This is a genomic window from Streptomyces sp. CNQ085 (assembly GCF_022614595.1).
Classification (GTDB): Bacteria; Actinomycetota; Actinomycetes; order Streptomycetales; family Streptomycetaceae; genus Streptomyces.
On sequence record NZ_JAJFAU010000002.1, the window covers coordinates 7,054 to 22,032 of the forward strand.

Sequence of the window (14,979 nt, forward strand, 5' to 3'; positions counted from 1 at the left end):
CCCCCCCCCCCCCCCCCCCCCCCCCCCCCCCCCCCCCCCCCCCCCCCCCCCGTTCCGTCCCCGGCAGTCCGGGTGGGTCAGTCGCGATAGGCGCCCTCGGGCGCTTCGCGCAGCAGACAGGTGAGCCGGGCGCTGCACACGCGGCGCTCCCGTTCGTCGGTGACGGCGATCTCGTAGGTGGTGGTGGACCGGCCGCGGTGGACGGGGGTGGCGGTGCCGGTGACGGTGCCGGAGGTCAGCCCGCGGTGGTGGGTGCAGTTGAGGTCCACGCCGACGGCGATCTTGGTGGGGCCGCCGTGCAGCATGGCGCCGACGGAGCCGAGGGTCTCGGCCAGCACGGCCGAGGCGCCGCCGTGCAGCAGTCCGTAGGGCTGGGTGTTGCCCTCGACGGGGAGGGTGCCGACGACCTTCCCGGGGGCGGCGTGGGTGATGACCAGGCCCATGCGCTCGCCGAGGCGTCCGGCGGAGAACAGGGCGGGCAGGTCTATGCCGAGCCCGGCCCACTGGTCGAGGATCCCCTGGGGGAAGACGGTGCTGGTCGGCTCGCCCATGGGCGTGTGGCTCCGATCGTCGTGCCGGGGCCGGTGGGGCACGGCCGTGCGGCGGGTGATGGGTGTGCTCTACATCGTCTTACTTATCAGAGGATCCGTCGGGCTCCGGGGCGGGAGTGAGGCGGATCACCACGGACTTGCTGGCGGGGGTGTTGCTGGTCTCGGCGGTGGCGTCGAGGGGGACCAGGACGTTGGTCTCGGGGAAGTAGGCGGCGGCGCAGCCGCGGGCGGTGGGGTAGTGGACGACGCGGAAGCCGGGGGCGGTGCGCTCGCGGCCGTCGTCCCATTCGCTGGTCAGGTCGGCGCAGGAGCCGTCGGGCAGGCCCAGGTCCGCGGCGTCGCCGGGGTGGACGAGGACCACGCGGCGGCCCCCCTCGATGCCGCGGTAGTGGTCGTCGAGGCCGTAGACGGTGGTGTTGTACTGGTCGTGGGAGCGCAGGGTCTGCAGCAGCAGACGGCCGGGCGGCAGGTGCGGCCAGGCCAGCGGCGCGGCGGTGAAGTTGGCCCTGCCGGTGGCGGTGGGGAAGCGGCGCTCGTCGCGCGGGGCGTGGGGCAGAGTGAAGCCGCCGGGGCGGGTGACGCGGGCGTTGAAATCGGCGAAGCCGGGGACGGTGCGGGCGATGCGGTCGCGGATCGCGGCATAGTCGGCCTCGAACTCCTCCCAGGGCACGGGGTGGGCGGGGCCCAGGACGCGGCGGGCCAGCCGGCAGACGACGGCGGGCTCGGACAGCAGGTGCTCGCTCGCGGGGGCGAGGCGTCCGCGGGAGGCGTGGACGACGCCCATGGAGTCCTCGACGGTGACGAACTGCTCCCCGGAGGCCCGCACGTCGCGCTCGGTGCGGCCGAGGACGGGCAGGATCAGGGCGCGGGTGCCGGTGACGCAGTGGGAGCGGTTGAGCTTGGTGGACACGTGCACGGTCAGCCGGGCCCGCCGCATCGCGGCCTCGGTCACCTCGGTGTCGGGGGAGGCGGCGACGAAGTTGCCGCCGAGGGCGAAGAACACCTTCGCCCTCCCGTCGCGCAGGGCGCGGACGGCGTTCACCACGTCCAGGCCGTGCTCGCGCGGCATGGGGACGCCGAACTCCCCCTCCATCGCGTCCAGCAGGGCCTTGGAGGGCTTCTCGACGATGCCCATGGTGCGGTCGCCCTGGACGTTGCTGTGGCCGCGCACCGGGCAGACCCCGGCGCCGGGGCGGCCGACGGCGCCGCGCAGCAGCAGGAGGTTGACGATCTCGCGGATGGTGGGCACGGCGTGCCGGTGCTGGGTCAGGCCCATGGCCCAGCACACCACGGTGCGCTCCGAGGCCAGCACCAGTTCGGCGGCGCGGTCGATGTCGGCCGGGGCGAGCCCGGTGGCGCGCAGCACGTCGGCGGGGTCGGTGGCTCGGGCCGCGGCGGCGAACTCCTCGTAACCGTGGGTGTGTTCGCGGACGAAGGACTGGTCCACCCCGTCCTCGGCCTCCAGCACCCGGCGGCACAGCTCGCGGAAGAGCACCTGGTCGCCGCCGATGCGGATCTGCAGGAACAGGTCGGTCAGCGGCGTGCCGGGGCCGGTCAGGCCGCGCAGGGTCTGCGGGTTGTCGAACCGCTCCAGACCGGCCTCGGGCAGCGGGTTGACGGTGATGATCCGTGCGCCGCCCCGCTTGGCCCTCTCCAGCGCGGAGAGCATGCGCGGGTGGTTGGTGCCCGGGTTCTGCCCGGCGACGATGATCAGATCGGCGCGGTGGAGGTCCTCCAGGAGCACGCTGCCCTTGCCGACGCCGAGGGTCTCGGTCAGGGCGGCGCCGGAGGACTCGTGGCACAGGTTGGAGCAGTCGGGCAGGTTGTTGGTGCCCAGGCAGCGGGCGAGGAGCTGGTAGAGGAAGGCGGCCTCGTTGCTCGTGCGGCCGGAGGTGTAGAAGACGGCCTCGTCGGGCGAGTCCAGGGCGCGCAGTTCGCCGGCGACGATGTCGAGGGCCTCGTCCCAGCCGATCGGCTCGTAGTGGCCGGATCCCTCGGCCAGGTACATCGGACGGGTGAGGCGGCCCTGCTGCCCCAGCCAGTACCCGGAGCGCGCCGCCAGGTCGGCCACGGGGTGCTCGGCGAAGAACGCGGGGGTCACCCGCCGCAGCGTGGCCTCCTCGGCGACGGCCTTGGCGCCGTTCTCGCAGAACTCCGCGGTGTGCCGCCGCTCCGGCTCGGGCCAGGCGCAGCCGGGGCAGTCGAAGCCGTCCTCCTGGTTGACCCTCAGCAGGGTCAGCGCGGTGCGCCGCACCCCCATCTGCTCCCCGGCCGCGCGCAGGGACCGGGCGACGGCGGGCAGCCCGGCGGCACGGCGGCGCGGGGGACCGGTCCGGGGGGCGTCCTGGACGGGGTCGACGGCAGGCGGCTTGCGCTTCATGGCCGCAGATCCTGCCACGCTCCACCGGGACGCGACAGTGGCTCCAGGACGGCCCGTGAACCGGTGTCGGTGGTGCGTGGCAGGATCGGTGCGTGGCCAAGAATGCATCGAAAGCGACCGCAGCGAACTCCTCCGATCCGCCCGAGCCCCAGGACAGGCGTCTGCTCCTGCTGGACGGGCACTCCCTCGCCTACCGAGCGTTCTTCGCTCTGCCCGAGGAGAACTTCTCCACCACCACCGGGCAGCCGACGAATGCGATCTACGGGTTCGCCTCGATGCTGGCGAACACGCTGCGTGACGAGGACCCCACCCATCTGGCGGTCGCCTTCGACGTGTCGCGCACGACCTGGCGCACCGAGGAGTTCACCGAGTACAAGGCGAACCGTTCCAAGTCGCCGGAGGGCTTCAAGGGGCAGGTGGAGCTGATCGGCGAACTGCTGGACGCGATGGGCGTGCGGCGGTTCGCGGTGGAGGGCTTCGAGGCGGACGACGTCATCGCCACCCTGGCCACGCAGGCGGTGGCCGAGGGGTTCCACGTCTCGATCGTCACCGGCGACCGCGACTCCTTCCAGCTCGTCAACGACGCGACGACGGTTCTGTACCCCACGCGGGGTGTGTCGGAGCTGACCCGTTTCACCCCCGGGAAGGTGGAGGAGAAGTACGGCCTGACCCCCGAGCAGTACCCGGACTTCGCGGCCCTGCGCGGCGACCCGTCGGACAACCTGCCCGGTATTCCCGGGGTGGGCGAGAAGACGGCCGCGAAGTGGATCAGGCAGTTCGGCTCCCTGGCCGAGCTGCTGGAGCGCGCCGACGAGGTCAAGGGCAAGGTCGGGGAGAAGCTGCGCGACCATCTGGACAGCGTCCGGCTCAACCGGCGGCTGACGGCGCTGGTGTGCGACGTGGAGCTGCCGGCCGGCCCGTCGGACCTGGTGCGGGCGCCGTACGACCGGGGGGCGCTGGATGTGGTGCTGGACGCCCTGGAGTTCCGCAACACCGGCTTCCGCGACCGGTTGTACGCGGTCGACCCGGGCGCGTCCGGCCGGGAGGAGGCGGCCCCGGCGGACGGCGTGGAGGTCGACGGTGTGGTCGCCGGCGCGGGGGAGCTGGCACCCTGGCTGGCCGAGCACGCCGCCTTTGGAGCCGATCCGCTGGGCGTGACCACCGTCGACAGCTGGAAGCTGGGCTCGGGCGGCGTCGCCGAGATCGCCCTGGCCACCGGGCGGGGCCCGGCCGTGTGGTTCGACCCGGCCCGGCTGGACGAGGCCGACGAGCGGGCGTTCGCGGCGTGGATCGCCGACCGGGACCGGCCGAAGGTGATGCACGACGCCAAGGCGGTGATGCGGGTCTTCGCCGAGCACGGCTGGAGTGTCGCCGGTGTCACGATGGACACCGCGCTGGCCGCCTACCTGGTGCAGCCGGGCCGCCGCTCGTTCGCCCTGGAGGCGTTGTCGGTGGAGTTCCTGGGCCGGGAGCCGGCCCGGCCCGCCGAGAGCAGCGGGCAGCTGGCGCTGGGTGCGGACGAGGAGGCCGAGGCGGACGCGCTGATGGCCCGTGCCCGCACCGTCGTGGACCTGGGCGGAGCGCTGACCGGGCGGCTGGCGGAGGTCGGCGCGTCCGGTCTGCTCCAGGACATCGAACTGCCGACCTCGGGCCTGCTGGCGCGGATGGAGCGGGCAGGCATCGCCGCGGACCGCGAGTGGCTGGGCCGTATGGAGCAGCAGTTCGCCGCGGCGGTCCAGCAGGCGGTGCGCGAGGCGCACGCCGCGGTGGGACACGAGTTCAACCTCGGTTCGCCCAAGCAGCTGCAGGAGGTGCTCTTCGGCGAGCTGGGCCTGCCGAAGACGAAGCGGACCAAGACCGGCTACACCACGGACGCCGACGCGCTGACCTGGCTGGCGACGCAGACCGAGCACGAGCTGCCGGTGGTCATGCTGCGCTACCGCGAGCAGTCCAGGCTGCGCACCACCGTCGAGGGTCTGATCAAGACGATCGCCGCCGACGGCCGCATCCACACCACGTTCAACCAGACGGTCGCCGCCACCGGCCGGCTGTCCTCGACCGACCCCAACCTGCAGAACATCCCGGTGCGCACCGACGAGGGCCGGGCCATCCGGCGGGGCTTCGTGGTCGGCGAGGGTTACGAGTCGCTGCTGACGGCCGACTACAGCCAGATCGAACTGCGGGTCATGGCCCACCTGTCGGAGGACGAGGGCCTGATCGAGGCTTTCACCTCCGGCGAGGACCTGCACACCACCGCCGCCTCCCAGGTCTTCGAGGTCCCCAAGGAGCGGGTGGACCCGGAGATGCGCCGCAAGATCAAGGCCATGTCCTACGGGCTGGCCTACGGGCTGTCGGCCTTCGGCCTGTCGCAGCAGCTCGGCATCACCGCCGACGAGGCGCGCAGGCTGATGGACGCCTACTTCGAGCGTTTCGGCGGGGTGCGCGACTACCTGCACCGGGTGGTGGAGGACGCCCGGGCCACCGGTTACACCTCCACCATCCTGGGCCGCCGCCGCTACCTGCCCGACCTCAACAGCGACAACCGCCAGCGCCGCGAGATGGCCGAGCGGATGGCGCTCAACGCCCCGATCCAGGGCACCGCCGCGGACATCGTGAAGATCGCGATGCTGAAGGTGGACCGGGCGCTGGGCGAGGCGGAGCTGCGCTCGCGCATGCTGCTCCAGGTGCACGACGAGATCGTGCTGGAGGTCGCTCCGGGCGAACGGCAGGTGGTGGAGGAAATGGTGCGCCGTGAGATGGCCGGGGCCGTCCGGCTGAGGGCGCCGCTGGACGTCTCCGTGGGCTCCGGCGAGAACTGGGAGGACGCCGCCCACTGAGGCGGCCGCGGCCGACGGACACCGGAGGCGTTCGCGGGGCGGCCTGCCGCGAGGAAGGGTGGACGGCGGTGAACGTCCGGTGGAACGGTCGTGTGCGTTGCCGCTTCGTCCTCGGGTGTGGTGGATCGGGTGCCGAACTTGCCGTAGTGTCCCGCTCGTCAACCCCTCGCGGGGAGGCGGTGCGGCCGAAGCGTGGACACGCGGCGGGTGCCGGGCGAACCGGACGGGCACAGGACGTACGCAACCGTACAGAGCGCCCGAGGGGCGCCGCACGCGGAAGGTGCGGCGAGGCGGCGCGGGACAACAGCGTGGAGGGTCTGGCAGATGACGGCTCGGCGGCTCGTGGGCAGGGTCCGAAGGGGCGTTACCAGCACCGCGGTGGCGGCGGCGGCGATGGCCGCGCTCACCGCCTCGCAGGGGCCCGGCCTGGAACTGGTGCAGCCTGGTGGCAGGGAGACGGCCGGTTCCCCGGAGAATCCCGACCTCCCCGCGGACGGTGACTCCCCCTACCACACCGATCTTCCGCCGCTGGTCAAGCCGGACAAGCCCGGTTCCTCCAGCGACCTGCCGGACGTCACCGGCCCCGCCGAGTCCGGCATACCCGCCACCGTTCTGGCCGCCTACAAGCGGGCGGAGCGGAGCCTGGGGGAGGAGCGGCCCGGCTGTAATCTTCCCTGGCAACTCCTGGCCGCGATAGGTAAAGTCGAGTCCGGGCAGGCACGTGGCGGAGCCGTGGACGCCCAGGGCACCACCCACAAGCCGATTCTGGGGCCGGCGCTCAACGGTGTGGGCTTCGCGCACATCTCGGACACCGACGGTGGCGCGTACGACGGCGACACCCGTTACGACCGGGCCGTCGGGCCGATGCAGTTCATCCCGTCCACCTGGGCCGGCTGGGGCGCGGACGGCAACGGAGACGGCCGCAAGGACCCGAACAACATCTACGACGCGGCCCTCGCCGCCGGGCGCTATCTGTGTGCGGGCGGCAGGGACCTGTCGGACCCGGCCGACCTGGAACGGGCCATCCTCAGCTACAACCGGTCGCGGGAGTACCTGCGGACGGTGCTGTCCTGGCTGGACTTCTACCGCAAGGGTGTCCACCAGGTTCCCGACGGCGAGGGGGAGCTGCCCGACAGCCCCGGCGCGGGCAACGAGTCGCGGCCGGTCGGCGAGCCTGCGGATGACTCCAACGGATATCCGGGCGACAAGGGTGGCGACGGCGGCGGTGAGAAGGGCGAGGACGAGAAGCCCTCGCCGAAGCCGCCCGTCTCCGAGGAAGGTACGGTCACCCCTCTCCCGCCCGGGGACTCCGAGGAGCCGGGCGACCCGGAGGAGCCGGAGGAGCCGGAGGAGCCCGAGGAGCCGGGCGACCCGGAGGAGCCGGAGGAGCCCGAGGAGCCGGGCGACCCGGAGGAGCCGGAGGAGCCGGAGGAGCCCGAGGAGCCGGGCGACCCCGAGGAACCCGAGGAGCCGGGCGACCCGGAGGAGCCGGAGTGCCCGGTGGACCCGGAGGAGCCCGGCGAGAGCACCGAGGAGCCCGCGGGCTCACCTTCCCAGGCCCCGACCGGGGAGCCGGGCGAGGATCCCGAGGACTCGGAGGAGCCCGAGGACCCCGAGGACCCCGAGGATCCCGAGGACTCGGAGGAGCCCGGAGAGGACGAGGAGAACCCCTGCGGGGACGAGGCCCCCGATGGCTCGGAGAACCCGGACGAGCCCGGGGAGGGTGAGGACGGCAGCGGACAGCGGGACGAGGACCGGCAGGCCCCCGCTCCGACCGCCGACGCCACCGTCCAGGCCCGCCAGGAGGACTGAACCGGCGGCCGCGGCACCGCGGCCGCCGCTCAGCGCCCCCGTCCGGAGGTCCTCCGTACCGCGGCGGTCGTACGCCCGGTCGGTTCCGCGGTCGCCGGATCCTCCGGCCAGGGGTGCTTGGGGTAGCGGCCGCGCAGTTCGGCCCGAACCGACCGGTAGCCGTCGCGCCAGAACGACGCCAGGTCCGCGGTCACGGCCGCCGGCCGCCCCGCGGGCGACAGCAGATGCACCAGCAGCGGCACCCGGCCGCCCGCCAGCCGGGGCGCCTCCCGCCAGCCGAACAACTCCTGGAGCTTGACCGCGAGTACCGGCCGCTCACCGCCGTAGTCCACCCGTATCCTCGAGCCCGAGGGCACCTCGATCCGTTCCGGCGCCAGTTCGTCCAGCCGGGCCGCGTCCCCGGAGGCCCAGGGCAGCAGCGCGTTCAGCAGCCGTCCGGCGTCCGCGCGCTCCAGATCGGCCCGTTGCCGCGCCGGCCCCAGCACCCCGTCCAGCCACTCGTCCGCCCGGCCCAGCAGCGCCTCGTCCGACACATCCGGCCACGGGTCGCCCAGCTCCCGGTGGAGGAACGCCAGCCGCCGCCGCAGTGACCCGGCCTCCCCGGTCCAGCGCAGCAGCCCCAGGCCCTCGCGCCGCAGCCCCTCCAGCAGGGCCGCCCGCACCGGCGCGGGGCCGGGGTCGCGCAGCGGGCGGGAGGACAGTTCGATCGAGCCCAGCCGTTCCACGCGCCGGGCCACCACATCGCGCCGCCCGGCGGACCAGCCAACCTCCTCGGCCTCCGAGTGCAGCGCCCCGGCAGCCTCCCGCGCCGTGCCCTCGTCGACCGCCGCGGCCAGCCGTATCCGCGCGGAGGCGGCTCCCACAGGCCGGTCCGCGACGGCGACCGCCAGCCAGGAGGCGTCGCGCAACGCTGAGCCGGGGGTGAGTTCGGCGCGGGTGCCGGAGGCCATCAGATACGCCCGATCGCCGCGTGAGCGCGCCACCCGTTCGGGGAAGGCCAGCGCCACCACCAGCCCGGCGGCCGTGTCGTCGGCCGCCTCGGCGGAGCCCGCTCCGCCCCGCCCGCCGGGCAGGGAATCCTCCAGCCGGCGCGCCTCCCGGCGCCAGCGGGCGGCGTACGCGTCCCGGCCCCGGCGCGCCACACCGCCGCCACCTCGTCGCCGTACTCCCGCGGCGGCTCCTCGCTCAGCAGCGCCACCACCGCGGCGGCCCGCCGCTTTCCCACCAGGGGGGCGGCGTCCAGGAGGGCGCGCGCCAGCCGGGGGTGCAGGCCCAGCGCGGCCATGGCCTTCCCGCGTTCCGTGGCCCGCCCCCGCGCGTCCACGGCACCGATGGCCCGCAGCACCTCGCGGGCCGCCGCCATCGCGCCCTGCGGAGGCGCGTCGGGCAGCGCCAGCCCGCGTGCGTCCGGGTCACCCCAGCAGGCCGCCCGCAGTGCGAAGGCGGTGAGGTCGGCGACGGCGATCTCGGGGGAGGGGAAGCGCGGCAGCCGCTCGTGCTCGGCCTGAGGCCAGCAGCGGTAGACCACTCCCGGCGCCTCGCGACCGGCCCGCCCGGCGCGCTGCCGGGCCGAGGCCCGCGAGACCCGCACCGTCGCCAGCGCGCTCAGCCCCCGGGCGTGGTCGGTACGCGGTTCGCGGGACAGCCCCGCGTCCACCACCGTCCGCACCCCCGGCACCGTCAGGCTGGACTCGGCCACCGCCGTGGCCAGTACCACCCGCCGCCGCCCGGCCGGACCCGCCAGCACCGCGTCCTGGACGGCGGCCGGAGCCCGACCGTGCACCTGGAGCACCTCGGCGGCGGTCCCGCCGCCCAGCAGGGCGGCCACCCGGGCGATCTCCCCGGTCCCCGGCAGGAAGCACAGCACGTCGCCCTCCTCCTCCCGCAGTGCCCGGCGCACCGTGTCCGCGACGTGCTCCAGCAGGGCCGGGTCCACCCGTGTGCCGTGCGCGGGCCGCACCGGGCGGGCTGGGGGCGCCCACACCACCCGCACCGGATGGGAGGCGCCGGACGCCTCCACCACGGGCGCGTCCAGCAGCCGGGCCCAGGCCCCGGTGTCGGTGGTGGCCGAGGCGGCGACCAGACGCAGCCGTGGCCGCAGCGCGGCGCGTACGTCCAGCAGGAAGGCCGCGGCGGTGTCCGCGTCCAGGTGCCGCTCGTGGCACTCGTCCAGCACCACCGTGTCCACCCCGGGCAGCTCCGGGTCCCGCTGGAGCCGCTGGAGCAGCACACCGGTGGTCACCACCTCCACCAGGCACCCGGAGCCGACCGCCCGCTCCCCGCGCACGGTGAACCCGACCCGCTCACCGACGGCCTCACCCAGCAGCCAGGCCATCCGCCGCGCCGCGGCCCGCACCGCGATCCGGCGCGGTTCGGCGACGAGTACGCGCCGTGCCGGAGCCCCTTCCCCCGGACCGGCGAGCCCGGCCAGGGCGAGCGGCACCAAGGTGGTCTTGCCCGTGCCCGGAGGGGCGCACAGTACGGCCGCCCCGCGCGTGTCGAGGGCCGCCTCCAGCGCGGGCAGGACGGTTCGTACGGGCAGTTGGCGCAGGGTATCGGTCCGCGGGGGCATGCCCCCATCCTCGCAGCGCCCGGAAGACGCCCGGGGAGCCCTGATGGATCACCGGTCCCGTTCGCAGACGAAGATCGCGGTGCCCGGGATCAGCCGGCCGCGCAGCGGCGACCAGCCTCCCCACTCCCGGCGGTTCCACCCGGGCCACTCCGGCTCCACCAGGTCCACCAGGCGGAAGCCGGCGGCGACGAGGTCGCGCACGCGGTCGCCGAGGGTGCGATGGTGCTCGACGTAGACGGCGCGCCCCCGCTCGTCCTGCTCCACGTAGGGGGTGCGGTCGAAGTAGGAGGCGGCGGCCGTCAGCCCCCCCGCCCCCGGTTCGTCGGGGAACGCCCAGCGGATCGGGTGCGTCACGGAGAACACCCACCGGCCGCCCGGCCGCAGGACGCGGCGCACCTCGCGCAGCACCCGCACCGGATCGGCGACGAAGGGCAGCGCACCGTAGGCGGAGCAGGCCAGGTCGAAGGAGCCGTCGGCGAAGGGCAGCGCACCGGCGTCGGCCTGCACCAGGGGGAACGCCGGGGCGGCGCCGTCGATGCGCAGCGCGTGCCGCAACTGCCGGTGCGAGATGTCCAGTGCCACCGGGCGCGCTCCGCGCGCCGCCAGCCAGCGCGAGCACTGCGCCGCCCCCGCGCCGACCTCCAGCACCGTGCGGTCGGCCAGCCGCTCGGCCGGGCCCAGCAGACCGGCCTCCTCCTCGTCCAGGCCTTCCGGGCCCCACACGAAGCGGTCGTCGCCGAGGAAGCCGCCGTGCTCGCGCTGGTACTCGTCGGCGTTCCGGTCCCACCAGCCGCGGCTGGCCCGGCTGCTCTCGGCGGCGTCCGCGTCGCGGCGGGCCGCCTCCGGCTCTGGTTCGCTCTCTCGGTTCATCTCGCCCGTCGTCGTAGCCTTCGGTTCCGGTGCGCGGCCGGAGCGGACCGGAGTGTGAGGAGCCGGAGAGCGCCGGCGGGCCTCCGGGGGAGGCGGAACCGGCCGCGGAACCGGCGACTTGTGCCGGATATGGGGTTAATGCCCCGTGTGTCCTCTTTCGCGCATTGACCCTGCCCGACCGCCCCCGTATGCTACAAGTTGCGCTGCGGGCCTGCGCGCCTCAGACGGAGCAGGTCGCGCTCGCATCTGTTGTATGTCCCCTCGGTTGTCGAGGTGCTCATGGTTTCCTCGGAGATCTTCGGTGGAGCACCTCTCAGGCTGTCCGGCTTCGGCAGTGCGATACGGGCTCTCGGCGTAGCAGTACCTACGACTTCAATGTCCGTACCGGAGCCCTTTTCCACATGACGAGCAGCACCGAGACCACCGTGACCACCCCGCAGGTTGCGGTTAACGACATCGGTTCCGAGGAAGCCTTCCTCGCCGCGATCGACGAGACGATCAAGTACTTCAACGACGGCGACATCGTCGACGGCGTCATCGTGAAGGTCGACCGGGACGAGGTCCTGCTCGACATCGGCTACAAGACCGAAGGCGTCATCCCTTCCCGAGAGCTGTCGATCAAGCACGACGTCGACCCGAACGAGGTCGTCGCCGTCGGTGACGAGATCGAGGCCCTGGTCCTCCAGAAGGAGGACAAGGAGGGCCGCCTGATCCTCTCGAAGAAGCGTGCCCAGTACGAGCGGGCCTGGGGCACCATCGAGAAGATCAAGGAAGAGGACGGCATCGTCACCGGTACCGTCATCGAGGTCGTCAAGGGTGGTCTCATCCTCGACATCGGCCTCCGCGGCTTCCTGCCGGCCTCCCTGGTCGAGATGCGCCGTGTCCGCGACCTCCAGCCGTACGTCGGCAAGGAGCTCGAGGCCAAGATCATCGAGCTGGACAAGAACCGCAACAACGTGGTTCTCTCCCGCCGTGCCTGGCTGGAGCAGACCCAGTCCGAGGTCCGCCAGACCTTCCTCACCACCCTCCAGAAGGGCCAGGTGCGGTCCGGCGTCGTCTCCTCGATCGTCAACTTCGGCGCCTTCGTGGACCTGGGCGGCGTGGACGGTCTGGTCCACGTCTCCGAGCTGTCCTGGAAGCACATCGACCACCCGTCCGAGGTCGTCGAGGTCGGCCAGGAGGTCACGGTCGAGGTCCTGGACGTCGACATGGACCGCGAGCGGGTCTCCCTGTCGCTCAAGGCGACCCAGGAAGACCCGTGGCAGCAGTTCGCCCGGACTCACCAGATCGGCCAGGTCGTGCCCGGCAAGGTCACCAAGCTGGTGCCGTTCGGTGCGTTCGTCCGCGTCGACGAGGGCATCGAGGGCCTGGTCCACATCTCCGAGCTGGCCGAGCGCCACGTGGAGATCCCGGAGCAGGTCGTCCAGGTCAACGACGAGATCTTCGTCAAGGTCATCGACATCGACCTGGAGCGCCGCCGGATCAGCCTCTCGCTGAAGCAGGCCAACGAGTCCTTCGGCGCCGACCCGATGGCGGTCGAGTTCGACCCGACCCTGTACGGCATGGCCGCGTCCTACGACGACCAGGGCAACTACATCTACCCCGAGGGCTTCGACCCGGAGGCCAACGACTGGCTGCCGGGTTACGAGAAGCAGCGCGAGGAGTGGGAGCGCCAGTACGCCGAGGCGCAGCAGCGCTTCGAGCAGCACCAGGCGCAGGTCCTCAAGTCCCGCGAGGCCGACGCCCAGGCCGAGGCCGAGGGTGCCGGCGGCGGTGCCCCGCAGGGTGGCGGCGGCGGCACCGGTGGTGGCGGCGGCTCGTACTCCTCGGAGTCGGGCGACAACTCCGGCGCCCTGGCGTCGGACGAGGCCCTGGCGGCCCTCCGTGAGAAGCTCGCGGGCGGCCAGAGCTGAACCGCAGGCCCACCGCGGTCGGCAGGCCGGCGCGTGGAAACCCGCGGTAGCGCGTGAAGCAGGGCCCCCTCCCCTCCCGGGGAGGGGGCCCTGCGGCATCCTCCCCGGGAGGGGGCGGCCCGGCGCCGGGGAGCCGGCCGAGGACGGCACGATGCGTTGCCGAAGAGGTCTTCTGGTCGCCCGGTCGGGGGAATGCGCATGAGGCTGTGAATGTTGCCGACAGACGGAAGCGACACGGAGGAGCGACGAAAGTGCTGGACCCGCAGGGTTTGTACGCATGGGATCCGACCGGCCTGACGGAGGCCCAGGAGGTCGTCGGCGAGCCGGGCGGCGCCGGGCTCGTCATGCTCTACCACTTCGAGGGCTTCATAGACGCCGGCGAGACAGGCGGGCAGATCGTCGAGGCACTGCTGGACCACGGCCCGCGCACGACCGTCGCCCGCTTCGACGCGGACCGTCTCATCGACTACCGCGCCCGCCGCCCGGTGATGACCTTCCGGCGCGACCACTGGGCGTCCTACGACACCCCCCGGCTGGAGCTGCGGCTCCTGCGGGACGACACCGGCACCCCCTTCCTGCTGCTGGCGGGCCCCGAGCCGGACGTCGAGTGGGAGCGGTTCACGGCCGCCGTACTCGAGATCGTCGAGCGGCTCGGTGTGCGGCTGTCCGTCGGCTTCCACGGCATCCCCATGGGGGTGCCCCACACCCGTCCCGTCGGCCTCACCCCGCACGGCAACCGCCTCGACCTCACCCCCGTACGGGACACCCCCTTCGACGAGGCGCAGGTCCCCGGCAGCGCCGCCTCGCTGCTGGAACTGCGGCTGGCCGAGTCCGGCCACGACGTACTGGGTTTCGCCGCGCACGTCCCGCACTACGTGGCCCGCTCCACCTACCCCGACGCCGCGCTGACCGTGATCGATTCGATCACCGCGGCCACCGGACTGGTGCTGCCGGAGACCACCCGGGCGTTGCGCAAGGACGCGCACCGCGTACAGGAGGAGATCGAGCGGCAGCTCGCGGAGGGGGACGGTGAGCTGATCGCGGTCGTCCGCGGGCTGGAACAGCAGTACGACGCCGTGGCCGGGGCCGAGACACGTGGCAGCCTGGTCGCCGAGCCCGCCGAACTGCCCTCGGCGGAGGAGCTGGGAGAGGTCTTCGAACGTTTCCTGGCCGAGCGCGAGAGCGGGGACGGAGGCGCCGACGACGCGGGAGGCTCCCGGCCCTGACCGGGCCCCGCCCGCGCTCGGATAGGCTGGCGGCAGCCGCCGCGGACGATCCCGCGCGCGGCACACGGCCCCGCCGTCCGGCGCGGGGCGTGGCGCGGGCACGGACACATGTGGAGGCGCGGCCATGCTCTCCGTGGGGCTGACGGGCGGGATCGGCGCGGGCAAGAGCGAGGTCTCGCGGCTGCTCGGCACGTGTGGTGCCGTGATCGTCGACGCCGACCGGATCGCCCGTGAGGTCGTCGAGCCGGGCACCGAGGGGCTGGCCGCGGTGGTCGCCGAGTTCGGCGAGGAGGTCCTCGCCCCGGACGGCACCCTGGACCGGCCCCGGCTCGGCTCGATCGTCTTCAACGACCCGGAGAGGCTGAAGGCGCTCAACGCGATCGTCCATCCTCTGGTCGGGGCGCGCTCGGCCGAACTCCAGCGCGCCGCCGGCGAGGACGCGGTGGTCGTCCACGACGTGCCGCTGCTGACGGAGAACGGTCTCGCGCCCCTGTACGACCTGGTGGTCGTCGTCGACGCCTCCCCGGCCACCCAGCTCGACCGGCTGGTGCGGCTGCGCGGCATGGAGGAGGCCGACGCCCGCGGCCGGATGGCCGCCCAGGCGACGCGCGAGGAGCGGCTGGCGGTCGCGGATGTCGTCATCGACAATGACGGCCCCCTGGAGAAGCTGGAGCCCCGGGTCGCCGAGGTCTGGCGGCGGCTGAGGGAGCGCGCCGGCGGGCGCGCCTGAGGGGGGTGGGCGTCCCGCGGCCGTGGCGCCGTGCTTGGCCGCCTCCCGCTCCGGGAAGAATCCCAGTACCAGGGCGGCAGGGAATACG

8 protein-coding genes and 1 pseudogene are annotated in these 14,979 nt (G+C 73.7%); 5 read left to right on the forward strand and 4 right to left on the reverse strand.

What is annotated here, in order from left to right; all coding sequences use genetic code 11:
• Positions 1-77 precede the first annotated feature (77 nt).
• Both LJ221_RS00745 and LJ221_RS00750 read right to left on the reverse strand, forming a co-directional pair.
• Positions 78-551, reverse strand: a complete 474-nt coding sequence (locus LJ221_RS00745; RefSeq protein ID WP_241712763.1) for a PaaI family thioesterase — start codon at positions 549-551, stop codon at positions 78-80.
• A 79-nt stretch (positions 552-630) separates the two neighbouring features.
• On the reverse strand, positions 631-2,931 hold the full coding sequence (locus LJ221_RS00750; protein WP_241712764.1) for an FdhF/YdeP family oxidoreductase: 2,301 nt from the start codon (positions 2,929-2,931) through the stop codon (positions 631-633).
• Positions 2,932-3,023: 92 nt separating this feature from the next.
• On the opposite strand from LJ221_RS00750, the gene polA reads away from it, so the two are divergent.
• Together polA and LJ221_RS00760 are read left to right on the forward strand one after the other, a co-directional pair.
• Positions 3,024-5,768 (forward strand): DNA polymerase I, encoded by a 2,745-nt coding sequence (polA, locus tag LJ221_RS00755; protein WP_374228340.1) that lies wholly within the window; start codon positions 3,024-3,026, stop codon positions 5,766-5,768.
• 324 nt (positions 5,769-6,092) lie between these two features.
• Entirely contained in the window at positions 6,093-7,580 is a 1,488-nt protein-coding gene (locus LJ221_RS00760; RefSeq protein ID WP_241712766.1) for a lytic transglycosylase domain-containing protein, read from the forward strand.
• 29 nt (positions 7,581-7,609) lie between these two features.
• On the opposite strand, the pseudogene hrpB reads toward LJ221_RS00760, so the two are convergent.
• Positions 7,610-10,152, reverse strand: a pseudogene (gene hrpB / locus LJ221_RS00765) (ATP-dependent helicase HrpB).
• 48 nt (positions 10,153-10,200) lie between these two features.
• The gene (locus tag LJ221_RS00770) at positions 10,201-11,022 is read right to left on the reverse strand and encodes a class I SAM-dependent methyltransferase (RefSeq protein ID WP_241712768.1); all 822 of its coding nucleotides are present in this window, start codon (positions 11,020-11,022) and stop codon (positions 10,201-10,203) included.
• 401 nt (positions 11,023-11,423) lie between these two features.
• On the opposite strand from LJ221_RS00770, the gene rpsA reads away from it, so the two are divergent.
• The 3 genes from rpsA to coaE all read left to right on the forward strand — a co-directional run bounded on the left by rpsA (position 11,424) and on the right by coaE (position 14,891).
• Positions 11,424-12,935 (forward strand): 30S ribosomal protein S1, encoded by a 1,512-nt coding sequence (gene rpsA, locus LJ221_RS00775; protein ID WP_241712770.1) that lies wholly within the window; start codon positions 11,424-11,426, stop codon positions 12,933-12,935.
• A 251-nt stretch (positions 12,936-13,186) separates the two neighbouring features.
• Positions 13,187-14,161, forward strand: coding sequence for a PAC2 family protein (locus tag LJ221_RS00780; protein WP_241712772.1), 975 nt, complete (start codon positions 13,187-13,189; stop codon positions 14,159-14,161).
• Between the two features lie 124 nt (positions 14,162-14,285).
• Entirely contained in the window at positions 14,286-14,891 is a 606-nt protein-coding gene (gene coaE, locus LJ221_RS00785) for a dephospho-CoA kinase (RefSeq protein ID WP_241712774.1), read from the forward strand.
• Positions 14,892-14,979 lie beyond the last annotated feature (88 nt).

Excerpts from the sequence above, each read along its gene's own strand:
- LJ221_RS00745 (WP_241712763.1), bottom strand. The coding sequence starts at position 551 with ATGGGCGAGCCGACCAGCACCGTCTTCCCCCAGGGGATCCTCGACCAG.
- LJ221_RS00750 (WP_241712764.1), bottom strand. The coding sequence starts at position 2,931 with ATGAAGCGCAAGCCGCCTGCCGTCGACCCCGTCCAGGACGCCCCCCGG.
- LJ221_RS00760 (WP_241712766.1), top strand. The coding sequence starts at position 6,093 with ATGACGGCTCGGCGGCTCGTGGGCAGGGTCCGAAGGGGCGTTACCAGC.
- LJ221_RS00770 (WP_241712768.1), bottom strand. The coding sequence starts at position 11,022 with ATGAACCGAGAGAGCGAACCAGAGCCGGAGGCGGCCCGCCGCGACGCG.
- rpsA (WP_241712770.1), top strand. The coding sequence starts at position 11,424 with ATGACGAGCAGCACCGAGACCACCGTGACCACCCCGCAGGTTGCGGTT.
- coaE (WP_241712774.1), top strand. The coding sequence starts at position 14,286 with ATGCTCTCCGTGGGGCTGACGGGCGGGATCGGCGCGGGCAAGAGCGAG.